Below are 21839 nucleotides of genomic sequence, written 5' to 3'. Positions count from 1 at the left end.
TCACCCACACGCCGCTGGCGCTCTTGCAACGGCCGGCTAAGCCGACAAAGACCCTTGGCAGACGTACTTGAAGTGCATGTATTCGTCCAGGCCATGGGTCGAGCCCTCACGCCCATAGCCCGAATCCTTGACACCACCAAAGGGGGCCGCCTCCGCAGCCAAGGCACCTTCATTGATGCCGACAATGCCGGACTCCAGCGCATCGGCCAACCGCCAGATGCGGCGCACGTCGTTCGAATAGAAATACGCGGCCAGCCCGAAGGGCGTGGCGTTAGCGGCCAGGATGACCTCTGCCTCGGTCTCGAAGCGCGTGACCGGGGCCACCGGGCCAAAGGTTTCCTCGCACGAGCAGGCCATGCTGGCGTTCGCATCCGCCAGCACCGTGGGCGCGAAGTAGTTGGCCCCCAGCGCAGGCAGGCGGGTGCCGCCGGCCACCACGCGGGCGCCGCCGGCCACGGCGTCCTGCACATGGCGTTCGATCTTCTCCACGGCACGGGCATTGATCATGGGGCCGATCTGCGAAGCCGGATCGGTGGCCGGGCCAACCACCAGGGCACCGACACGCGCCGCCAGCTTGGCCACAAATTGGTCGTGCACACCGGCCTGCACGTAGATGCGGTTCGGGCAGACGCAGGTCTGGCCGCCGTTGCGGAACTTGGACACCATCAGGCCTTCGACGGCAGCGTCCACATCGGCATCGTCAAACACGATGAAGGGCGCATTGCCACCCAGCTCCAGCGACAGCTTCTTCAGCGTGTCGGCCGAGCGACGGGCCAGGTGCTTGCCCACCGGCGTGGAGCCGGTGAAGGTGATCTTGCGCACACGCGGGTCGTCGAGCCATACGTCCACCACCTCGGGTGTGCGTTCGCGTGAAGCGGTAACGATGTTCAGCACGCCCGGCGGCACACCGGCTTCCTCGGCCAGCTTGACCAGCGCCAGCGAAGTCAGCGGTGTGTCTTCGGCCGGCTTGCAGACCACGGTACAGCCCGCGGCCAGCGCCGGCGCGATCTTGCGCGCGATCATGGCGGCAGGGAAGTTCCAGGGCGTGATGGCGGCAATCACGCCCACCGGTTCCTTGAAGGCAAACATGCGCCGGCCCGGCACCGGCGCGGCGATGATGTCGCCGCTGATGCGCGTGGCTTCTTCGGCGAACCATTCGACGTAGCTGGCGGCGTAGAGCACTTCGCCCTTGCCCTCGGCCAGCGGTTTACCCTGCTCGCGCGAGATCAACCGGCCCAGGTCTTCCTGGTGGGCGACGATCAGATCGTTCCAGCGCTTGATGGTTTGCGCGCGCTGCTTGGCCGGCACCTTGCGCCAGCTGTCGAAGGCGGCGTGGGCGGCTTCGACTGCGGCGCGGGCATCGGCTGCCGTGCCATCGGGCACGCTGGCAAACACGGCATTGGTCGCCGGGTCGGTCACGTCCAGGCGACGGGCGTCGCTGGCATCGCGCCATTCACCGGCGATGAAGTGTTGTCCGGGCAAGAGATTCTGGCGTTGGAGGGTCAGTGGCATGGTTGGCTCGGAAGGATGTTTCAGGCGGCAGCTACACGTTCTGCAATGGCGATACCGACATCGGTGGTCGATGCCGTACCGCCCAGATCGGGCGTGCGTGGGCCGTCGCGCAGCACGGCTTCGATGGCTTGCACGATGGCGTCGTGCGCAGCACGGCCGATACCTTCGCCGCGGGTCAGGAAATCGAGCATCAGTGCGCCGGACCAGATCATGGCAATCGGGTTGGCGATGTTCTTGCCGTAGATGTCGGGCGCCGAGCCGTGTACCGGCTCGAACAGCGAGGGGAAATGGCGCTCGGGATTCAGATTCGCCGAGGGCGCCAAGCCGATAGTGCCGGTGGTGGCCGGGCCCAGGTCGGACAAGATATCGCCGAACAGATTGGTGGCCGCCACCACGTCGAAGCGGTTTGGCTGCAGCACAAAACGCGCGGTCAGGATGTCGATGTGTTGCTTGTCCAGCACCACCTCGGGGTAGTCCTGCGCCACCACGTCGGCGCGCTTGTCCCACCAGGGCATGCTGATGGCAATACCGTTGGATTTGGTGGCCAGGGTGACATGCTTGCGCGGCCGGCTTTGGGCCAGGTCGAAAGCGAAGCGTAGCAGGCGGTCGGCGCCCCTGCGGGAGTAGATCGACTCCTGGATCACGATTTCGCGGTCCGTACCCTCGTACATGATGCCGCCCAGCGAGGTGTATTCGCCCTCGGTGTTTTCACGCACCACGTAGTAGTCGATGTCACCGGGCTTGCGGCCGGCCAGCGGGCAGGGCACGCCTTCGAACAGGCGCACCGGGCGCAGGTTGATGTACTGGTCGAATTCGCGACGGAACTTCAGCAGCGAGCCCCAGAGCGACACATGGTCGGGCACGGTGGCCGGCCAGCCGACAGCACCGAAGAAGATGGCGTCTACGCCCTTCAGCTGTTCCTTCCAATCGTCCGGCATCATCTGGCCGTAGGCCAGGTAGTAGTCGCAGCTGGCCCAGTCCATGGTGCGGCATTCGAGTTCGAAGCCAAAGCGTTCAGCGGCAGCCTGCACTACGCGCAGGCCTTCTGGCAGCACTTCCTTGCCGATGCCGTCGCCGGCAATGAGTGCGATACGGAAAGTGGGGGTCATATCCATGGGTATTCCTTGTCAAACATGGGGCTTGTCGCGTGTTTCAGGCTACGGCCCGCCGGGTGTCCATCTCGTCGAGCCAACCGCGGCGAAGTTCGGGCACCGAGCGCTCCAGCAACTCGTAGTAAGGGTGGTGCGGGCCGCGGTCATAGTCGGCACGGGCGACTTGCGCGAGCTTGTGGCCGTCCTTCATGACGACGATTTCATCGCAGACGGCACGCACGGTATGCAGGTCGTGGCTGATGAAGAGATAAGACACGCCAAGTTCCCGCCGCAGCTCGGCGATCAGGTCCAGCACGGCGGCGCCCACAACGGTATCGAGCGCCGAGGTGACTTCGTCGCACAGGATCAGATCGGGGTCGGCTGCCAGAGCGCGCGCCAGGTTCACGCGCTGCTTTTGTCCACCCGAAAGACCGCCCGGCAGGCGCGAGGCCACGGTATGCGGCAGCTTGACCAGGTCCAACAGCTCGCGGATGCGCTTCTGCAGTGCCGGTCCGCGCAGGCCTTTGTAGAAGACCAGAGGCCGCGCCAGGATGGCCTCGATGGTCTGCGACGGATTGAGCGCCGTATCGGCCATCTGGAACACGATCTGGATCTGGCGCAGCTGTTCCTTGCTGCGTTCGGCCAGCGTAGGCGCCAGTTCGCTGTTCTTGAAGATGATGCCGCCGCCGCAGGGTTTGATCAGCCCGGCTACGGCGCGCGCCAAGGTGGTCTTGCCAGAGCCCGATTCGCCGATCACGCCGATGGCCTGGCCGCGGTACAGCTTGAGGTCAATGTTCTGCAGGATCAGCTTTTCAGGCTGGCCCTTTAGGTCGGTGGGCCCATAGCCAGCCGAGAGGTCGTGGATGTCGAGCAGCAGTTCACTGCCGCAACCTTGCGGCGACACACGCGGTGCCGGGCGCGCGGCGGCCAGCAAGCTTTGCGTGTAAGGCTGGGCCGGCTGGCTAAGTATCTGTTCCGTCGCGTTGATTTCCTGCATCTGTCCGTTGCGCAGCACCAGGATGTGGTCGGCCATTTGGGCTACTACTGCCAGATCGTGGCTGACGTACACCGCCGTGGCGCGGCGTTCGCGCACCACGCGGCGGAAGGCGCGCAGCACTTCGAGCTGGGTGGTGACGTCAAGTGCCGTGGTGGGTTCGTCGAGGATGACCAGGTCCGGATCGGTGATCAGTGCCATGGCTGCCATCACGCGCTGCAGCTGGCCGCCGGAAACCTGGTGCGGATAACGGTCACCAATGGTCTCTGGATTGGGCAGTGCCAGCTCTGTGAAGAGCGCTACGGCCTTGGCTTCGGCTTCAGGGCGCTTCATAAGCCCATGGATAAGCGTTGGCTCTACCACCTGGTCCATCAGCGTGCGCGAGGGGTTGAAGGATGCTGCCGCGCTCTGTGCGATGTAGGACACGCGGCGCCCACGCAATGCGCGTTGCCCGGCGGGGTCCAGCGTCAGCACGTCCACATCGCCGATGCGCACGCTACCGCTGGCAATCGTGCAGCCATTGCGTGCATGGCCCATTAACGCCAGCGCGGTAGTGGTTTTGCCGGAACCGGATTCACCAATCAGGGCGAGCACTTCGCCGGGCTGGATGGCGAAGCTCAGATGGTCGACCAGGGTCTGGCCGCCTGCGGTGATGTGCAGGCCTTTTACGATGACTGGTGCGCCCATCAGTGTGCTCCCCGGCGGCGTTCGCGGGCGGCGCGGCCCGGCAGGTTGTCGATGACCAGATTGACCGAGATGGTCAGGCTGGCGATAGCCAGGGCCGGAACGATCACGGAGGCGCCTGCGTCGGGCAATGCGCCGATGTTCTCTCGTACCAGCGAGCCCCAATCGGCAGAAGGCGGCTGGATGCCCAGGCCCAGGAAACTCAGGCCGGCCAGCAGCAGCACGACGTAGACGAAGCGCAGGCCGAGGTCGGACAGCATGGGGCCCAGGATATTGGGCAGAATTTCACGCAGCATGATGTACAGCGTACCTTCGCCGCGTGTCCGCGCTACCACGACATAGTCGAGTGCATTGATATTGACCGCCAGTGAACGGGCGATGCGGAAGGCACCCGGGATGTAGATGATGGCGGCCGTAGCCACCAGCATGGCCACCGAGGAACCGAAGCCCGCCACCATGATGAGCGCGAACATCTTGCTGGGGATAGCCGTCAGCGTGTCGAGGCCGCGGCTGAGCATCGTGTCGAGCGCCTGGCTGCCACTGGCGGCCAGCAGGGCCAGCACGGTACCGGTGCCGCTGGCAATCAAGGTAGCAATGAGTGCGACACCCACGGTATAACGGGCGCCATTGATGACACGCCCCAGCATGTCACGGCCGAGGTAGTCCGTGCCCATCCAGTGCACCGCACTGATGGGGGCGAACACGGCATTGCTGCCCGAGCCCGACAGCGCGGGCGACAGCATCGCCGGGCCGAACAGCGCGGCGATGATCCAGAAGGCCAGCACGGCCAGGCCCACCAGGCCGGACATACCGAATCCCGATAGCCAGCGCCTACAGACGCCGCGCGGTGCGACCACCGCGGGGGTGGTCAGGGTTTGCGAAACAGGTTCCATGGGGTATCGCTTATGTTGTGGGGCGTGGAAAGGACGTGGTGGAGCTGCGGGAACCAGGCGTAAACATCTCAGCGGTGGCGCAGGCGCGGGTTGGCGACGATGCCGCAGACATCAGCCAGAGTCACCAGGATCAGGTAGCCGGCGCAGAAGATCATGGTGCAGGCCTGCACCAGCGGCATGTCGCGCTGCGTGACGGCATCCACCATCAGCTTGGCAATACCGGGATAGTTGAAAATGGTTTCGATGATGATCACGCCGCCCAGCAGGTAGGACAGGCTGAACGCCACGGCATTGGCGATAGGGCCGATGGCATTGGGCAGTGCGTGGGCCATCACCGTACGCAGCGGCGATGCGCCCTTGAGCCGCACCATCTCGATGTAGGGAGCTTCCAGCTGGTCAATGACCGCAGCGCGGGTCATGCGCATCATCTGCGCGATGATCACGCAGCACAGGCTGAGTACCGGCATCGCAAAGGCACGCAGCATCTGGCCGATGGATTCGATGTCGCTCGCATAGGAAAGTGCGGGCAGCCAGCGCAGCTTGACCGCGAACACCAGTACCGCCAGCGTGGCGACCAGGAACTCGGGTACCGACACCACGCCCACGGCCGTCGTGGAGGCGAGGCGGTCGAACCACGAGCCACGCCACACCGCTGAAGATATGCCCAGCGCCAGTGCGATGGGGACGGAAAATAGCGCCGTCACAGCGGCCAGCAGCAGCGAATTGGGCAAGCGGCTGGCCACCAGCTCACTCACCGGCATGCTGGTGGTCGCTGAGTGGCCCAGGTCACCCTTGGCGACACCTCCCAACCAATGGAGGTAGCGCAGTGGCGCGGCTACGTCCAACCCCATTTGCTTACGCAGCGCGGCCAAAGCCTCGGGTGTGGCCTCCTGGCCCAGCTGCTCTTGTGCTGCATCGCCCGGCAGCACGGCGGTGATCGCAAAGACCAGCGCTGACACGGCCAATAACGAAAGCAGTCCAATGGCGACACGGTGGCCAAGAAGCTTGAGGATCAGGGCGTTCATTTCAATCTTTCAGGTGGCGACAACCTGCCGCACACACAGCGCTCGCAAGAAGCGGGCGCACTGTGCAGGGCGGACAGGCCGGTGGCTATTCACGCTATCACGCGACAACGCGAACTGGGGTCAAAACGTTTATGCCTCCAGCCAGATGTTCTCCGCAAACGAGAAGCCCATCAACCCACCCAGCGGCCTGGCTTCCAGGCCCTTGACCTTGGAACTGTAGCCGTCGATGCTGGCAATGAACATCGGAATACCGATGCCGGATTCCTGGTGGATCATGGTCTGCATGTCGGCGTACTGTTGTTTGCGCTTTGCCTGGTCGGTTTCGGCCCGCGAAGCCAGCAGCAACTGGTCGAATTTGGGGTTCTTCCAGCGCGACTCATTCCACTGCGCATCGGACTGGAAGAACTGCGTCATCAGAGTGTCGATGCTCGGCCGGGTGTTGACGTTGCCAAAGCCTACGGGGCTGTTGAGCCAATGGTTGGACCAATAACCGTCTGCCGGCATACGCTTGACGTCCAGGTCAAGGCCGATACGTTGACCGGTTTCCTGCATCAGCAGCGCGATCTCCGTGGAGTAGGTGGCAGCTGGCGAAGTCACGACAGGGATTTTTCCGGTCAAGCCCGATTTCTGCAGGTGGAACTTGGCTTTGTCCAGGTCCATCGTGCGCTGCGGCAGGCCTGCGAAGTAGAAGCGGTTGGTCGGGTCGACAGGCTGGTCGTTGCCGACCGTCGCATAGTCCAGTGCAATGGTCTTTTTCATCTGCTCGCGGTCAAGCATGTACTTCATGGCCATGGCGAAGTCGGGGTTGCTGCCCGGGCCGAGATCGCGGCGCATGATCAGGTCGGTGTATTGACCGGACTGCGATACCAGGATGTTGTAGCCCGGTGTGCCTTTTACCCGCGCGACGGAGCGCGGATTGATGCCGTTGATCAGGTCCATGCCGCCGGACAGCAGCGCGTTGAGGCGGGCGCTTTCATCGCCGATGCCGACGAATTCGATCTCGTCGAGGTAAGGCCTGCCTGGCTTCCAGTAGGCTTCATTGCGGACCACGATGGAGCGTATGCCTGGCTTGAACTCCTTGAGCTTGTAAGGGCCGGTGCCGATGGCCGCGGTGAAGTCGGTCGTGCCATCTTTGACGATGTGGAAGTGGAAGGTGGCGACGATGGTTGGTAGATCGGCGTTCGCCGCCGTCAGCACGATCGTGACCTCGTTAGGGCCGGTGGCCTTCACACTTTCGATCTGGTCGGCCAGAACCTTGGCCTTGGATGCCGTGGCCGGATCTTTGATGCGCATCACCGAATACACGACGTCCGCGGGCGACAGGGCCTTACCGTCGTGGAACGTGACGCCCTTGCGCAGCGTGAAGACCCAGGTCTTGGCGTCGCGGGTGGTGAAGGACTCAGCCAGTGCCGGCTGCGGAGTCAGGCTGGCGTCGAGCACCGTCAGGCCATTGAAGAGCATGGTGCTGCGGCAGTAGTCGGCCTGGTTGGACTGTTTGGCCGGATCCAGCGTGTCGGTGGCTGCAGTCTGTTGACCAGAAACACGGATACGCCCGCCCTTGCGCGGTGTCTGCGCATGGGCCGACATCGCGAAGGTGGCTGCGCCGCCTGCCAGCGTCGCCTGCATGCCGCCCGCCATGAGCATGGCGAGCACGTCGCGGCGCGAGGCGCCGCGACGCAATGACTCCATGACGCGGACGCTGTCTGCGGGATGGACAAGGCTGTCGAACTTGTTGCTGCTGTCGCTCATGGTGGTGTACTCCTGGTAGACCTGTTGGTGGTGGGGGAAGGTTGAAGGGAAACTGAAAACGCTGGCGTCAGGCCAGTTTGTCCTTGAGGCGGTAGTACATACCTACCGCTGGCAGGAACCATGGGGCACCGAAATGCCCAGGTATGGCAGGCCAACTCCGGCCCTGCCAGGGATTGGCTGCAGTGTTGCCAGCCATCACCTCGGCCATACGCTCACCCATGTGCACGGACATTTGGGTTCCGTGGCCGCTGTAGCCGGTGGCGTAGTAGAGGCCATCACGCTCGCCCGCATGCGGCAAACGGTCCTGGGTCATATCGACAAGACCGCCCCAGCAGTAGTCCAAGCGCACCTTGCCGAGCTGCGGGAAGGTTTCTGCCAGGCCTGCGCGCAGAATTTCACCGCTGGCCGCGTCCGATTGCGGGCTGGAAATGGCAAAACGCGCGCGCCCGCCAAAGACCAGCCGGTAGTCGGCCGTGAGTCGAAAGTAGTGGTGGATGTTCGCCACCGTGGTGTAGGTGCGGCGCTCAGTCAGCATGGCACGTGCGCGCGCTTCGCCCAGCGGCTCGGTGACGACGATGAAGCTGCCAATGGGCACAATGCGCCGGCGTAGCCAGCCAAAGCTGCCATAACCGCCATGGCGCGAAGCACCGGTGGCCAGCAGCACTTGTTTGGCCGTGATTGGGCCGCGCGCAATCTGCAGTGTGTGGGCGTGGCCCTTGCCGATGCGGGACAGCCGCTGCACAGCGGTCGCGGTATGGATTTGTGCACCCGCACGTTCTGCCGCACCAGCCAGGCCCGCTGCAAAGCGGCCCATGTGCATCTGTGCGCTGCGTTTGTAGAGCAGGCCGCCGTGAAAGCGTTCGCTCTGCACTTCGTTGGCGACGCGGGCTGCGTCCAGGATTTCCACGTCGCTGTCGACGCCATCGTCGATCAGCCGCTGCGCACTGCGTTGCAACGCGGCCATCTGCTGCGGCCGTGTGGCCATCTTGAGCTTGCCGTGGCGCATGAAGTCGCAGTCGATGGCTTCGTTGGTAACGATGCGGGCCACCGTGTCCACTGCATCGTCGTAAGCGTGGTACCAGGCCCGGGCCTGCGCCACGCCGACCTTGGCGGCAACCTCGGCGTAGTCCATCGCCAGACCGTTGTTGACATGGCCGCCGTTGCGCCCCGAGGCCTCGGCCGCCACACGCTCCCCCGCCTCCAGTACGACCACCCTGGCACCTTGACGGGCCAGCGCCAAACCCGCAGACAGTCCGGTGAAGCCGGCGCCCACCACGGCCACATCCACCTGCGCCGGCAGTTCACGTGCAGCGGGTCGGAAAGCAGGGGCCGAATCGGTCCAGTAGGAATCGAGCTTCATGGCGTGGGCGTCAGTATGAAAATGCTTGCGAGATCAAAGACCAACGACGCCCGGCAGACCGCCAATGTCCTGTATCTCGGTGTAGCCGTAGGCTGGATTGCCGGGGCCGTGGCCACGGTTCACAAAGACCTTGTTGACGATGCCTATGTCGGCAGCCGACATCAGGTCGTAGCGCAGACTGGAGGAGACATGCAGCACGTCTTCAGGGTTGCAGCCCAGCGAGTCGAGCATGAACTCGAAGGCGCGCAGACGCGGCTTGTAAGCCTGTGCTTGCTCAGCGGTGTAGACACGGTGAAACGGCGCACCCAGCATGGCGACGTTTTTCTGGATCTGTGCATCGGCTGCATTGGAAATAATCACCAGCGGGATTTCATGCGCGATCTTAGATAGGCCGGCGGCCACGTCTTCATGCGGGCCCCAGGTGGGCACGGCGTCGTAGTACTGCTGTGCATCGCTGTCCAGGTATTGGATCTTCCAGACCTTGCAAAGGCGGCGCACAGCGTTCTTCAGCACCGTTTCGTAAGGCTTCCAGTCGCCCAGCACTTCGTCAAATCGATAGCTTGTGAAGTCTGCAATGAACTGCTCCATCCGATCGGCTGGAATGCGGTCCGCAAAAATGACACGGGACATCTCGGCCATACGAAAACGCGTGAGCGTGCCGTAGCAATCGAAGGTGATGTACTTGGGACGAAAAGCCATGGTCTCTGATCCTTGATGTGCCGGTTGCCGACCGGGAGCGGGCCGCTTCCTAACCTATTTCTGCGACGTCTTGATGTGAACTAATTGAATCACGTAGCCTCGCAAGGGTTGTATGGAAATCGGCGCCGTTTTAGCCCCAAGCTGCGGTTTGAAGTGGGAGCCGCGGCATAGCGTGCGGTTCGCACCGCATGCGTGCGGCGTGCACCTAAGTGTTCGGCGGCGAAGTCGATCAGCACGCTTTTGAAGCGCAACGGAATCTCAGCGATTTGGCCCTGACGGTCTTCGTCCACAAGGAAATATTGCGCCAGTAAAGCGCCAAAAATGTTCTTCTGCGTTGTGGGGGCGCTCCCCTGTAAACCACCAGCATCGACCCCAATGGCATGACCAGAAGACGAATGGATACAGAGCCGGTCGAGTGGGGACATGGCGATAGTTGTCGGGTGGGTATATGACAAGAGATGCCAGTCTGGTGAAAGACTGCCAAGCAAGACCGGATACTAGGCAACAAGCCGCAGCATTTGTGTGCGTATCCGGAGCCGCGGCGGCAGCGAATTGCAAAGCCGGGCACCTTGACAGGAGATGCTTGCGAGTTATTGCAACCCGCATTTTTGGGCTGGCGCAGTGGGGCAATGTGGGCCAACATTAGCTCTATTCATATGTTCGCAAGAGAGATTTCCCGAATGCCTTCTTCCTCCCCTTCCGACATCTCCCAGGACCGTGTGGTTTTCAGAGCGATGACTGCCGACGACATCGAACAAGCCCACGCCTTGTCAGCCGAACTTCGCTGGCCGCACCGACCGACCGACTGGGCGCAGGTATTTGCACATGCCGAAGGCACGGTGGCGGAGCAAGCTGGCCAGATCGTAGGTACCGGGCTGCGCTGGCGCTGGGGCAAGCAGCACGCGTCCGTGGGCTTGATTATTGTGAGCCCGGCACACCAGGGCCGCGGCATTGGCCGCCAACTCATGGATGCCTTGCTCGAGGGCCTGGATGATCACACCGTGCTGCTGCAGGCCACCGAGGCGGGTCGCCCGCTGTATGAAAATCTGGGCTTCGAAGTGACGGGCGGCGTGCGGCAGCACCAAGGCATTGCCACCCCCACTCCCCTGATCGCGCAACCGCCCGGCTGGCGCATGCGGCCTGCGGGCCTGAACGAGCTGGCCGCCTTGCAGTCGCTGGATGCGGCAGCACGTGGAATGCCTCGCCCTGCATTGATCGAAACTCTCCTGGCCAGCGCGGAAGCCTGCGTAGTGCTGGACCATGAACAAACGCCGCGCGGTTTCGCCATGCTGCGCCGCTTCGGCCGCGGCCACGTCATCGGGCCGGTGGTCGCACCCGACGTTGAAGGGGCCAAGGCACTGATCGCCCACCTGGCCGGACAGAACGCCGGCCACTTCACGCGTATCGACGTGGATGCAACTGCGGGCCTGGGCGACTGGTTGGCCACTATCGGCCTGGCGGAGGTCGATGCGCCGACAACCATGGTGCGGGGCAAACCACTGGCCTATCCCGACAGCGGCCCTGCACTTTTTGCCATCACCACACAGGCTATTGGTTGAGGGCGGAGCGATGCATGAGTTCTGTTTTGTCTACAAGTCGGACCCAGTGCGCGGCCGACTATGGGCGGAGGTTTTCCGTGAGCAAGCCCCCCACATAGACTTTCGCATATGGCCTGACGTCGGCGACCCGGAACGCGTACGCTTCCTAGCGGCCTGGGTGCCTCCCGACGACATCGCCAGCCGCTTTCCCAAGCTGCAGGTGCTGTTCTCCTCGGGCGCGGGCGTAGACCAATTTGACTTCAATGCGCTGCCGGCGAACCTGCCCGTGGTCCGCATGGTAGAGCCAGGCATCGTCAGCGGCATGGTGGAATACGTAACCCACGCCGTGCTTGACCTGCACCGAGACATGCCGCAGTACCGTCGCCAGCAGCACCGCGCCGAATGGCAACCGCGGCAGGCCAAGCTTGCGGCTGACCGCCGCGTAGGGGTACTCGGCCTGGGCTCACTCGGACAAGCCGTGCTGATGCAGTTGAAGGCCATGGGTTTTGACTGCGCGGGCTGGAGCCGTTCACAGCACCACATCGAAGGTGTGCGGTGCCACTCAGGCAACGAAGGCTTGGCTGACTTCTTGGCAAGCACCGAGATCCTTATTTGTTTGCTGCCACTAACCGAGGCAACACGCGGATTTCTCAATGCGAAGCTCTTTGGGCAGTTGCCCAGAGGGGCCGGCCTCGTACATGTCGGACGTGGCCCCCAATTGGTCGATACCGACCTGCTGGCAGCCCTCGATGCAGGTCAGATCGGTGACGCCATCCTTGACGTCACCGACCCCGAACCGCTGCCGGCCGGCCATCCTTTTTGGTCGCATGCGCATATCGCGCTGACGCCGCACATTGCGAGCATGACGCATCCACTAAGCGCGGCGCGCGTGGTGCTGGACAACCTGCGCAACTTCGAAAGCGGCGAGCCTATGGTCGGGCTCGTGGACCGCGTCCGAGGTTACTAAGAGACTCCACAGAATGCCTGCCAACCATGCCGGCAGATTGCGCTGCAAGAGGCTGTGAATCGCCAATTTCCCGCCGTTGGCGGCACCTGCTTCGGCACCCACGCAGCAACGCCCGCCCTAGCATAGAGGCATCAAGCAAGCAACTTTGGATAAGGCCTCTTCCATGTCAAAACTTCTCGTCTCTTTCAACCTCGACCAGCTCGGCGAACCACGCGAATACCGGCCACCAGCAGACCGTGTGATCGAAGGCGACATCGTCTGCCGCAACTGGGATGTGGACAGCGCCAAGGATGGCCAGGTGCGTGCCGGCGTGTTCGAGTCGACGGTCGGGCTCAACCACTCCATCAAGGGAGAGACCTGGGAGTTCTGCCTGATCCTGTCTGGCGTGGTAGAGATTACTGAGGCTGGACAAGCGCCGGTGACCTACAAGGCGGGCGACTGTTTCATCATGAAGCCTGGCTACATCGGAACCTGGCGCACCATTGAAACGGTACGCAAAGTGTGGGTCATGGCCTAGACCATGGCAGCACACCACCACCCCCAGAACGACTCTCGGCTCTACATTGACGGCCAGTGGCAAGACCGGTCCGGCGCTCAGCAGATTCCCGTCGTTGATCCATTCTTCGAACACATCACCGGGCATATCGCAGCCGGTTCGTCGGCCGATGTCAATCTCGCCGTAGCCGCTGCCCGACGCGCCTTCGAGACTTTTTCGCGCAGCACGGTGGAGGATCGGATTGCCCTGCTAGGCCGCATCCTGGCGCTGCTCGAGGAACGCTCGGAGCTGTTCGCGCAGGCCATCGTCAACGAAATGGGCGCCGCGATCGGTTTCGCCCGCGCTGCCCATGTGCCTTATGGCATCGAGCACGTTCGCGTGCAGATGGAAGTGTTGCGGCGCTATGCCTTTCTTTCACGCGACGGTGGCACCGCGACGGCGAAAGAACCCATCGGTGTCTGTGCACTCATTACCCCATGGAATTGGCCGCTGTACCAGATCACCGCCAAGGTCGCGCCAGCGATCGCGGCCGGGTGCACCGTGGTCCTCAAGCCCAGCGAGCTTTCGCCTTATAGCGCGCAGCTCTTTGCACAGGTGATGCACGACGCCGGCGTACCTGCCGGTGTGTTCAACCTCGTCGGCGGCACCGGAGAGGTCGTTGGCGCGGCGCTGGCGTCGCACCCGGAGGTCGACATGGTCTCCATCACCGGCTCGACCCGCGCGGGCGTGCTGGTGGCGCAAGCCGCCGCCGTGACGGTCAAACGTGTGGTGCAAGAGCTGGGCGGTAAATCGCCGAATGTTTTCCTCGACGATGCGGACTTTGCAAACGGCGTCGCCAAAGGGGTGCTGGCGGGCATGCGCAACGTAGGCCAGTCGTGCAGCGCTCCGACGCGAATGCTGGTGCCGGTGTCGCGCCTGGCCGAAGTGGAAGCCTTGGCGCTGGCGGCTGTGGCCAGTATCCAGGTAGGCGATCCACGCGATGAAAAGACCACCATGGGCCCAATCGCCAATGCCGCGCAATTCGCCCGGGTACAGACCATGATAGCGGCCGGCATCGACGAAGGGGCCAAGTTGCTCTGCGGCGGGCTGGGCCGGCCAGCCGGGTTGGAGCACGGCTTCTTCGTGCGGCCAACGGTGTTCTCCAACGTGACGCCCTCCATGCGGGTGGCACAAGAGGAAATTTTCGGCCCGGTGCTGGTGATCATGCCTTACCAGGACGAGGCGGAAGCCATCGCCCTCGCCAACGACACGGTTTACGGTCTAGGTGCACACCTGCAGTCGAGCGACCCGGAGCGTGCACGACGCGTTGCGGGCCGCATCCGCGCTGGGCAGGTGCATATCAACTATCCGGCATGGAACGGCCACGCGCCGTTCGGCGGCTACAAGCGCTCGGGCAATGGCCGCGAATATGGCGTCCATGGTCTGGAGGAATACCTCGAGACCAAGGCCATCATTGGCTACTGATGGCGCCGCCAAGGCGCCGGGTTGAGCGCTTGCCGCAGCATCGTGAGGAAGGCGGTAGTCCTCGCGCTGCGGCCATGCCGCGAGCCCAGCATGGCCACAACATCGGCGGCAGGCGCTTCCCATTCCGGCAGAACAGCGCACAAACGGCCTTGCGCGATGTCATCGGCGACGTTCCATTCCGAACGGATGGCAATACCCATACCAGACAAAGCCCAGTCGCGGACAACCGCGCCGTCGTTGCTCGACATCACCGGGTTGATACGTACCGTCACGGCACCCCGCCTGGCTGCACTGAAGCGCCAGAGCGTGACGTCTTCGTTGTTCTCCCGCACCACCAGGCAGCGGTGTCGGGCGAGGTCGCCGGGCTCGGCAACAGGCTCAGCACGTTCCAGATAAGCCGGGCTGGCGCAAAGAATGCGCCGGTTCGGCGCCAGTGTGGTCATTATTTGGTTCGGCGGGCCCGCCGGCCCAATATGGACCACCACATCGCAGCTTTCGATCAGCTGCGCACTGGGGTGGTCGGAGAGTTCCAGCGAGATGCTCACGCCTTCATGCATGCACGCGAAGGCCTCCACCACCGATGCCACGTGAAGTCTGCCAAATCCATGCGGAGCAGCGACACGCAGATGGCCGCTGACCTTGCTGGTTCGGTCGCCCAAGGCTTCGGCGAGCGCTTCTATCGTGTCAGCCACCACCCGTCCATGCGCCGCGACAAGCGCTCCTTCGTCCGTCAGGCTGGACCGGCGGCCCGTGCGGTCGAGCAACCGGACTCCGGCCCGCAGCTCCAAAGCCTGCAGCCGCTGGGACACGGCGGGCGGCGTGACATTGAGCTTGCGCGCTGCTTCGGCCAGCGAAGCGGAGTCTGCCAGCACGGTAAAAAAAGCAAGGTCTTCAGACGTAATCATTAAGTCCAAGCTTATCTATAAATTCACGAATCGTAAATTGCAAACTTATCCGATGGTAAACAAAATTGCCTTATCAACCATCGAAAGAATCGACATGAACCAGGCAACAACGAACGAATGCGTGAAAGCGGAAGCGGTAGCAACCAGCTTGCACGGGCTGGAGACCCCCTGCCTCGTGCTGGATGCTGCGCGCATGGAACGCAATGTCGCGCGGCTGCGTACACGGCTGGGCGACCTGGGCGTAGCGCTGCGGCCGCACTTGAAGACCGGCAAGTCAGTCGAGGTGGCACGCCGGGTGATGGACTCACCGCGCGGTCCGGCCACCGTCTCTACGCTCAAGGAGGCGGCGCTGTTCGCCGCTGCCGGGGTCCGGGACATGATTTATGCCGTCGGCATTGCGCCGACCAAGATTGCACAGGTGCTTGCGCTGCGTGCCGAAGGTGTCGATCTAGCAGTCGTGCTGGACACGGTGGAGCAGGCTGAAGCAGTGGCAGCGGCGTCCCGCGAAGCCGGCACAGCCATTCCGGCGCTGATCGAGATCGACTGTGACGGCCACCGCTCGGGCGTGCTGCCCACCGACAAGGCGGCCCTGCTGGGTATCGGCCGCGCGTTGGAGCAGGGCGCTTCACTGCGTGGCGTGCTGACCCACGCCGGCGGCAGTTATGCCGCACGCGGCGCAGAGGCCCTGCGGCAATGCGCCGAGGACGAGCGGCGCGCAGTCGTTGCGGCAGCCACCATCCTGCGCGAGGCGGGCTTGCCTTGTCCCGTCGTGAGCATGGGCTCGACCCCGACCGCACACAGCGCCACGGACCTGGCGGGTGTCACCGAAGTACGCGCAGGAGTGTTCGTGTTCTTCGACCTGGTGATGGCGGGCATCGGTGTCTGCCGCATCGACGACATTGCACTGTCCGTCATGGCCACGGTGATCGGCCACCAGCGCGACAAGGGTTGGATACTGGTCGACGCCGGCTGGATGGCGATGTCGCAGGATCGCGGCACGTCCAAACAGGCAGTAAACCAGGGCTATGGCGTGGTCTGCGACATCACCGGCAAGCCTTACCCAGACCTGATCGTCGCCGATGCCAACCAGGAGCACGGCATCATCACCGTACGACCCGGCTCCAGCGGCACGCTGCCCGATCTGGCCATCGGCGACCGTGTGCGGATTCTGCCCAACCATGCCTGCGCCACCGGGGCCCAGCACCACCGCTACCACGTCGTGCGCGGCGCGGACAGCACGGTGGAAGCCGAATGGCCAAGGTTTAGTGGCTGGTGAGAGCCCACCGCGTTTTTTAATCTTCATCCACCCTGACCGGACATTCCGACAATGCCTGCACCTTTAACACCCATAGAAACCAGCCCAGACCTGCCGACACACGCCGACGTGGTCATCATCGGCGGCGGCATCATCGGGTGCTTCACCGCCTACTACCTGAGCAAACGCGGCCTGAAGGTTGCCTTGCTCGAGAAGGGGCGCATCGGTGCGGAACAGTCGAGCCGCAACTGGGGTTGGTGCCGCCAGCAGAACCGCGATGCCCGAGAGTTACCGATGGCCTCAAAGAGCCTGGACCTGTGGGAACAGTTCACCGCCGAATCGGGCGAAGACACAGGATTCAGTCGCTGCGGCCTGCTCTATCTCAGCAATAACGAGGCTGAGCTTGCGGGCTGGGCGCGCTGGGGCGAATTCGCCCGCACCGTCGGCGTCAAAACGCAGATGCTGACAGCCGAAGAGGCGGCCCAGCGCGGACGCGTGACCGGCAAGCCATGGAAAGGGGGCGTCTTCTCGCCCACCGACGGCACGGCAGACCCTTCCCGCGCGGCCCCTGCGGTCGCACGGGCGGTGATGAAGCTCGGGGGCAGCGTGCACCAGGGCTGCGCAGCGCGCGGTATCGAGATGGAGGGCGGCCGGCTGTCAGGCGTTGTCACGGAGAAGGGCACGATACGCACCAAGATCGCCGTGCTGGCAGGGGGCGCCTGGGCTTCCTCTTTCTGCCGCCAGTACGGCATCCGGTTCCCGCAAGCTGCCATCCGGCAAACAGTACTGTCGGTATCGCCGGGGGCCAGCGAGCTGCCGCCCGCACTCCATACCACCGCCGTATCCATGACCCGGCGCAGCAATGGCGGCTACACGGTGGCCATCAGCGGTCGCGGGCGGGTGGATCCCACGCCGCAACTGCTGCGCTTCTCCGCTCAGTTTCTGCCCATGTTCCAGCGCCGCTGGCGCAACCTTGCACCAGGCGGACTGGAAGGCATGCGGTCGGGCCATGAAGGAATGTCCCGGTGGCGGCTGGACCAGCCAACGCCGATGGAGCGGATGCGCACCCTCGATCCAGCGGTTGATAAGGCGGTCGTGCGCCTGACTTACCAACGCGCGTTGGACCTGATCCCGGCGCTGAAAGACCGCGAGGTCACTGCCGCCTGGGCCGGCTATGTCGACAGCACCCCTGACGGTGTACCAGGCATTGGCGAGACGGCCAGCGTGCCCGGCCTGGTTCTCGCGGCCGGATTCAGCGGCCACGGATTCGGTATCGGCCCGGGCGCCGGCCATCTGATCGCTGACATCGTCAGTGGCGCTACACCGATTGTGGATGCCCGCCCCTACCACCCGGACCGATTCCAGTCATCCGCGTGGGGCAAGGTCGCGGACTTCTAAAAACATGCCATCTGCCGAGGCAGGTCGGATCAAAGGCACCGTCGTATGCAAAATATTTCCAAACCGATGCCCCGCCTGGCCCCGCTACGCGTCGATCATTTGCCGCAGGCGGTGAAACTGTCATCTGCATTGGGATGGCCATACCGGGAAGCGGACTGGCGCTTCGCCTTCGATCTCGGTGCCGGCTTCGCCACAGAAGTTGATGGTCGCCTGGTCGCCACGGCGCTATGGTGGCCGTATGGCGAGACCCACGCTTCGGTGGGCATGATAATTGTTGTCCCTGAAATGCAGGGGCGGGGCCTGGGGCGTGCATTGATGGGTGAGCTGCTGCAGGCAGCAGGCGAACGAACGGTTTTCCTCAATTCCACCCAAGAGGGGCTGCCGCTCTATACGCAGCTCGGGTTCGTCGCCCGCGGGCAGATTTACCAGCATCAGGCAATGCTGACCCAGGAACCCCATCTAGCCCACAGCAGGGTTGGCGTTCGTGCCATGACGGCCAGCGACGAGGAGCAGGTACGACTGCTGGATGGGGCCGCTACGGGAATGGACCGGACTGCATTGCTGAACGCCCTCTTCGAGACCGGAATGACCATGGTCCTAGATCGAGGCGCCAATGTGTCGGCTTACGCTTGCGCGCGCGAGTTCGGGCATGGTGTGGTGATCGGCCCGGTGATTGCCAAAGGTTCATGCGATGCATCTGATGCAATGGCCCTCATTGCAGCACTCGCGGGCCTTTATCACGGCCGGTTTGTTCGAATCGACGTGACCGAAGAAAGCGGCCTTTCGGGGTGGCTGTCTGAACTAGGCCTACCCTGCGTTGGCCACGTAGCCGCCATGGTGCGCGGCATTCAAACTCCCGCCCGCTCCGCCGAGGCCGCAGCTCGCCTGTTCGCTCTTTCCAACCAATCGTTTGGCTGACGCATGCCCCCTTCACATGATGGAGATTTCTCTATGAAACTGATGCCCTACTGGCTGGATACCGCGCCCAAATTTACCGGCGGACACACGGAGGCGCCTAGTGGCGAAGTCGATGTGGCGGTCGTCGGCGCTGGCTTTACCGGCTTGTCCGCGGCCATCGCATTAGCCAAAAAAGGCGCGAGCGTAGCTGTGTTCGACGCCGGGCTTGTCGGCAACGCGGCATCCGGGCGCAATGGTGGCATGTGCAATAACGGCTTCGCCCAGGATTACTACGCCTTGTCGACCACACTGGGACGGGAGCGGGCCAACATGCTTTATCGCGCTTTCGACGCCGGCGTCAGCAAAGTGGAATCGCTGATCGCGGAAGAAGGCATAGCCTGCGATTTCAAGCGGGTCGGCAAGCTCAAGCTCGCGGCCAAGCCGGAGCATTACGACAAGCTGGCCCGGTCGCAAGCTCTGATGGCGAAGGAGTGCGATCCCGACACCCACATGGTCACGCGGGCCGAGCTGCGCGACGAGATCGGATCGGACCGCTATTTCGGCGGCCTGGTCTTTGGCAAGAGCGCGGGCATGCATGTGGGGCGTTACGGTCAAGGCCTTGCCGTGGCTGCAGCAAGGCGTGGCGTACGTATTTACGAGAACGCGCCCGTCATAGGCCTCAAGCGCCAGACGGGCGCCGTGCACCAGGTGCAAACGCCGACCGGTGGAGTTCGTGCCAAGCAGGTGCTGCTGGCGACCGGCACATCCGCGGTGGGGCCGCTGGCCTGGTTCCGCCGGCGCATAGTGCCCGTGGGCGCATTCATCATCGTCACAGAGCCCTTGTCTGTCGAAATGCTGGATCGACTGACGCCTCGCCGCCGAATGACCACCGACACGAAAAACTTCGTCAATTACTTCCGCGTCACGCCCGACAACCGCCTGCTGTTCGGCGGTCGCGCGCGCTTCGCCGCATCCAGCCCTACATCGGATATGAAAAGTGGCGTCATCCTGCAGAGATCGCTGGTCGAGGTCTTCCCTGAGCTGAGCAATACCCGCATTGACTACTGCTGGGGCGGCATGGTCGATATGACACGCGACCGCTTGCCGCATGCCGGCGAGCGCAATGGGCTGTTTTACTCCATGGGTTACAGCGGCCATGGAACCCATATGTCAACCTATATGGGCGCAATCATGGCCGAGGTGCTGGATGGCCGCACGGACCTGAACCCGTGGCGGGATTTCGATTGGCCGGCCATTCCCGGGCATTTTGGCAAGCCATGGTTTTTGCCGTTTGTCGGTGCCTACTACCGCTTGCAGGACCTCATACGCTGATCAGCGGCATGGTCGCGTATGCAACGCCGCAGGATCTGCTGCCAAAAGCAGTAACAACCGCAGGCTGCACCACGCAAGCCCCCTAATCCAGTACCACAGGATTTGGCACCCCACCTAAGCTAAAGGCATTGAAACGCACCCTCGTTGTACCCCAACGAAACCCGCCATGAATCTACTCTCCGACCTGCCAGACCTGGCCTCTCTCAGTGCCATGGACCGCGCGCATTTGATCCACCCTGTGTCGCCATGGCGCACGCACGAGCAGCGCGGCCCGACCGTGCTGCAATCCGGCAGTGGCGCCTGGCTCACCGACAGCCAAGGCAATCGTCTACTCGACAGTTTTGCGGGCCTGTGGTGCGTGAACGTAGGCTACGGCCAGGAGAGCGTAGTACAAGCTGCAGCCGAGCAGATGCGCCAGCTGCCCTACGCCACCGGTTACTTCCATTTCAGCAGCGAGCCGGCGATCCGCCTGGCCGAAAAGCTGGTGCAGATCACGCCGGCCTCGCTGACCCGTGTGTACCTCACGCTCGGCGGCTCCGAGGCCGTGGATGCAGCCGTGCGCTTCATCGTCCAGTACTACAACGCCATCGGCAAACCCGCGAAGAAACACTTCATTGCACTGGAGCGCGGCTACCACGGCTCGTCGTCTACCGGCGCCGGGCTGACCGCCCTGCCCGTGTTCCACCGCGGCTTCGATCTGCCGCTGCCAACCCAGCACTACATCCCCTCTCCCAACCCGTATCGCCATGCCGAGGGTACGGACCCACAGGCGCTGATCGCCGCGTCAGTCGCATCCTTGCGCGCCAAGGTCGCCGAACTCGGTGCAGACACGGTGGCCGCCTTCTTCTGCGAACCGATCCAGGGCTCGGGCGGCGTGATCGTGCCACCCAAAGGCTGGCTCAAGGCCATGCGCGAGGCGGCCCGCGAGCTCGACATCCTGTTCGTCGTGGACGAAGTCATCACCGGCTTTGGCCGTACCGGCCCGATGTTCGCCTGCGAAGCCGAAGGCGTCGAACCCGACCTGATGACCATGGCCAAGGGCCTGACCTCCGGCTACGTGCCCATGGGCGCGACCATGATGAGCGAAAAAATCTACGCCGGCATCGCCGATGGCGCGCCCGCTGGCGCCTCCATCGGCCACGGCGCCACTTACTCGGCCCACCCCGTCGGTGCCGCCGTCGCTTTGGAGGTGCTGCGGCTCTACGAAGAAGGCGGCATTCTGGCCAATGGCCAACGGGGCGCAGCGCACTTCGCGGCTGGGCTGGATGGCCTGCGCAACCACCCTCTGGTGGGCGACGCACGCCACCGCGGCCTGCTGGGCGCGCTGGAACTGGTCAGCAACAAAGCCACCAAAACCGGCTTCGACCCCGCGCTCGGCCTGCCCGACCGCATCTTCAATGCCGGCTACCAGAACGGCCTGATCTTCCGCTCCTTCGGCGACCACATCCTGGGCTTTGCACCCGCGCTGATCTTCAGCGAAGACGAATACGCGCAAATGTTCGCGCGGCTGAAGAAAACCCTGGACGATGTGCTGGCCGCACCCGACGTGCGGGCGGCGCTGGCGGGCTGAACCAGCCGCC

The 21839-nt window shown here is 63.5% G+C and carries 19 protein-coding genes; 9 read left to right on the top strand and 10 right to left on the bottom strand.

The features are described from left to right. Window positions 1-36: 36 nt before the first annotated feature. The 9 genes from BLT66_RS07975 to BLT66_RS26410 all read right to left on the bottom strand — a co-directional run bounded on the left by BLT66_RS07975 (window position 37) and on the right by BLT66_RS26410 (window position 10432). On the bottom strand, window positions 37-1512 hold the full coding sequence (locus BLT66_RS07975) for an NAD-dependent succinate-semialdehyde dehydrogenase (RefSeq protein ID WP_092757161.1): 1476 nt from the start codon (window positions 1510-1512) through the stop codon (window positions 37-39). Between the two features lie 20 nt (window positions 1513-1532). After that, on the bottom strand, window positions 1533-2621 hold the full coding sequence (locus BLT66_RS07970) for a tartrate dehydrogenase (RefSeq protein ID WP_092757832.1): 1089 nt from the start codon (window positions 2619-2621) through the stop codon (window positions 1533-1535). A gap of 43 nt (window positions 2622-2664) precedes the next feature. Then, entirely contained in the window at window positions 2665-4284 is a 1620-nt protein-coding gene (locus tag BLT66_RS07965) for an ABC transporter ATP-binding protein (protein WP_092757160.1), read from the bottom strand. Beyond that, a complete protein-coding gene (locus BLT66_RS07960) occupies window positions 4284-5174 on the bottom strand; it encodes an ABC transporter permease (RefSeq protein WP_092757159.1) in 891 nt (296 codons plus the stop codon). The genes BLT66_RS07965 and BLT66_RS07960 overlap by 1 nt, the downstream gene beginning before the upstream one ends. A 68-nt stretch (window positions 5175-5242) precedes the next feature. After that, window positions 5243-6199, bottom strand: a complete 957-nt coding sequence (locus BLT66_RS07955; RefSeq protein WP_092757158.1) for an ABC transporter permease — start codon at window positions 6197-6199, stop codon at window positions 5243-5245. A 129-nt stretch (window positions 6200-6328) separates the two neighbouring features. Continuing rightward, window positions 6329-7948 (bottom strand): ABC transporter substrate-binding protein, encoded by a 1620-nt coding sequence (locus tag BLT66_RS07950; protein WP_092757157.1) that lies wholly within the window; start codon window positions 7946-7948, stop codon window positions 6329-6331. 67 nt (window positions 7949-8015) lie between these two features. Beyond that, entirely contained in the window at window positions 8016-9308 is a 1293-nt protein-coding gene (locus tag BLT66_RS07945) for an NAD(P)/FAD-dependent oxidoreductase (RefSeq protein ID WP_092757156.1), read from the bottom strand. A 33-nt stretch (window positions 9309-9341) separates the two neighbouring features. Beyond that, window positions 9342-10007: a haloacid dehalogenase type II gene (locus tag BLT66_RS07940; RefSeq protein ID WP_092757155.1), complete on the bottom strand. Its 666-nt coding sequence runs from the start codon at window positions 10005-10007 to the stop codon at window positions 9342-9344. Between the two features lie 89 nt (window positions 10008-10096). Beyond that, complete coding sequence (locus tag BLT66_RS26410; protein ID WP_143029166.1) at window positions 10097-10432, bottom strand: hypothetical protein; 336 nt, start codon at window positions 10430-10432, stop codon at window positions 10097-10099. A gap of 255 nt (window positions 10433-10687) precedes the next feature. Between BLT66_RS26410 and BLT66_RS07935 the strand changes: the two genes are divergently transcribed. From BLT66_RS07935 to BLT66_RS07920, 4 genes are all read left to right on the top strand, one after another. After that, the gene (locus BLT66_RS07935) at window positions 10688-11566 is read left to right on the top strand and encodes a GNAT family N-acetyltransferase (protein WP_092757154.1); all 879 of its coding nucleotides are present in this window, start codon (window positions 10688-10690) and stop codon (window positions 11564-11566) included. Between the two features lie 10 nt (window positions 11567-11576). After that, entirely contained in the window at window positions 11577-12512 is a 936-nt protein-coding gene (locus tag BLT66_RS07930; RefSeq protein WP_092757153.1) for a 2-hydroxyacid dehydrogenase, read from the top strand. Between the two features lie 163 nt (window positions 12513-12675). After that, entirely contained in the window at window positions 12676-13029 is a 354-nt protein-coding gene (locus BLT66_RS07925) for a cupin domain-containing protein (protein ID WP_092757152.1), read from the top strand. Between the two features lie 3 nt (window positions 13030-13032). Next, a complete protein-coding gene (locus BLT66_RS07920) occupies window positions 13033-14472 on the top strand; it encodes an aldehyde dehydrogenase family protein (protein ID WP_092757151.1) in 1440 nt (479 codons plus the stop codon). On the opposite strand, the gene BLT66_RS07915 is transcribed toward BLT66_RS07920, so the two are convergent. Further along, entirely contained in the window at window positions 14466-15377 is a 912-nt protein-coding gene (locus BLT66_RS07915) for a LysR family transcriptional regulator (protein WP_092757150.1), read from the bottom strand. The genes BLT66_RS07920 and BLT66_RS07915 overlap by 7 nt on opposite strands. 94 nt (window positions 15378-15471) lie before the next feature. Here BLT66_RS07915 and BLT66_RS07910 point away from each other — a divergent pair, with 94 nt between their 5' ends. From BLT66_RS07910 to BLT66_RS07890, 5 genes are all read left to right on the top strand, one after another. Then, window positions 15472-16653, top strand: a complete 1182-nt coding sequence (locus BLT66_RS07910) for a DSD1 family PLP-dependent enzyme (RefSeq protein WP_092757831.1) — start codon at window positions 15472-15474, stop codon at window positions 16651-16653. A gap of 51 nt (window positions 16654-16704) precedes the next feature. Further along, entirely contained in the window at window positions 16705-18030 is a 1326-nt protein-coding gene (locus BLT66_RS07905) for an NAD(P)/FAD-dependent oxidoreductase (RefSeq protein ID WP_092757149.1), read from the top strand. Window positions 18031-18075: 45 nt separating this feature from the next. Further along, window positions 18076-18948 (top strand): GNAT family N-acetyltransferase, encoded by an 873-nt coding sequence (locus BLT66_RS07900; protein WP_092757148.1) that lies wholly within the window; start codon window positions 18076-18078, stop codon window positions 18946-18948. 33 nt (window positions 18949-18981) lie between these two features. Next, complete coding sequence (locus BLT66_RS07895) at window positions 18982-20259, top strand: NAD(P)/FAD-dependent oxidoreductase (RefSeq protein WP_092757147.1); 1278 nt, start codon at window positions 18982-18984, stop codon at window positions 20257-20259. Window positions 20260-20425: 166 nt separating this feature from the next. Then, the gene (locus BLT66_RS07890) at window positions 20426-21829 is read left to right on the top strand and encodes an aspartate aminotransferase family protein (protein WP_092757146.1); all 1404 of its coding nucleotides are present in this window, start codon (window positions 20426-20428) and stop codon (window positions 21827-21829) included. Window positions 21830-21839 lie beyond the last annotated feature (10 nt).

Source organism: Rhodoferax sp. OV413 (genome assembly GCF_900104385.1).
Classification (GTDB): domain Bacteria; phylum Pseudomonadota; class Gammaproteobacteria; order Burkholderiales; family Burkholderiaceae_C; genus Rhodoferax_B.
Note: the sequence above shows the minus strand (reverse complement) of the source record. Positions and strands in the feature narration are given on the sequence as shown.

Bases quoted from the DNA above. Each gene is read 5' to 3' on its own strand.
- BLT66_RS07925 (WP_092757152.1), top strand. From the start codon at position 12,676: ATGTCAAAACTTCTCGTCTCTTTCAACCTCGACCAGCTCGGCGAACCA.
- BLT66_RS07915 (WP_092757150.1), bottom strand. From the start codon at position 15,377: ATGATTACGTCTGAAGACCTTGCTTTTTTTACCGTGCTGGCAGACTCC.
- BLT66_RS07905 (WP_092757149.1), top strand. From the start codon at position 16,705: ATGCCTGCACCTTTAACACCCATAGAAACCAGCCCAGACCTGCCGACA.
- BLT66_RS07960 (WP_092757159.1), bottom strand. From the start codon at position 5,174: ATGGAACCTGTTTCGCAAACCCTGACCACCCCCGCGGTGGTCGCACCG.
- BLT66_RS07955 (WP_092757158.1), bottom strand. From the start codon at position 6,199: ATGAACGCCCTGATCCTCAAGCTTCTTGGCCACCGTGTCGCCATTGGA.
- BLT66_RS07975 (WP_092757161.1), bottom strand. From the start codon at position 1,512: ATGCCACTGACCCTCCAACGCCAGAATCTCTTGCCCGGACAACACTTC.
- BLT66_RS07970 (WP_092757832.1), bottom strand. From the start codon at position 2,621: ATGACCCCCACTTTCCGTATCGCACTCATTGCCGGCGACGGCATCGGC.
- BLT66_RS07895 (WP_092757147.1), top strand. From the start codon at position 18,982: ATGAAACTGATGCCCTACTGGCTGGATACCGCGCCCAAATTTACCGGC.
- BLT66_RS26410 (WP_143029166.1), bottom strand. From the start codon at position 10,432: ATGTCCCCACTCGACCGGCTCTGTATCCATTCGTCTTCTGGTCATGCC.
- BLT66_RS07920 (WP_092757151.1), top strand. From the start codon at position 13,033: ATGGCAGCACACCACCACCCCCAGAACGACTCTCGGCTCTACATTGAC.
- BLT66_RS07945 (WP_092757156.1), bottom strand. From the start codon at position 9,308: ATGAAGCTCGATTCCTACTGGACCGATTCGGCCCCTGCTTTCCGACCC.
- BLT66_RS07935 (WP_092757154.1), top strand. From the start codon at position 10,688: ATGCCTTCTTCCTCCCCTTCCGACATCTCCCAGGACCGTGTGGTTTTC.
- BLT66_RS07900 (WP_092757148.1), top strand. From the start codon at position 18,076: ATGCAAAATATTTCCAAACCGATGCCCCGCCTGGCCCCGCTACGCGTC.
- BLT66_RS07940 (WP_092757155.1), bottom strand. From the start codon at position 10,007: ATGGCTTTTCGTCCCAAGTACATCACCTTCGATTGCTACGGCACGCTC.
- BLT66_RS07950 (WP_092757157.1), bottom strand. From the start codon at position 7,948: ATGAGCGACAGCAGCAACAAGTTCGACAGCCTTGTCCATCCCGCAGAC.
- BLT66_RS07965 (WP_092757160.1), bottom strand. From the start codon at position 4,284: ATGGGCGCACCAGTCATCGTAAAAGGCCTGCACATCACCGCAGGCGGC.
- BLT66_RS07910 (WP_092757831.1), top strand. From the start codon at position 15,472: ATGAACCAGGCAACAACGAACGAATGCGTGAAAGCGGAAGCGGTAGCA.
- BLT66_RS07930 (WP_092757153.1), top strand. From the start codon at position 11,577: ATGCATGAGTTCTGTTTTGTCTACAAGTCGGACCCAGTGCGCGGCCGA.
- BLT66_RS07890 (WP_092757146.1), top strand. From the start codon at position 20,426: ATGAATCTACTCTCCGACCTGCCAGACCTGGCCTCTCTCAGTGCCATG.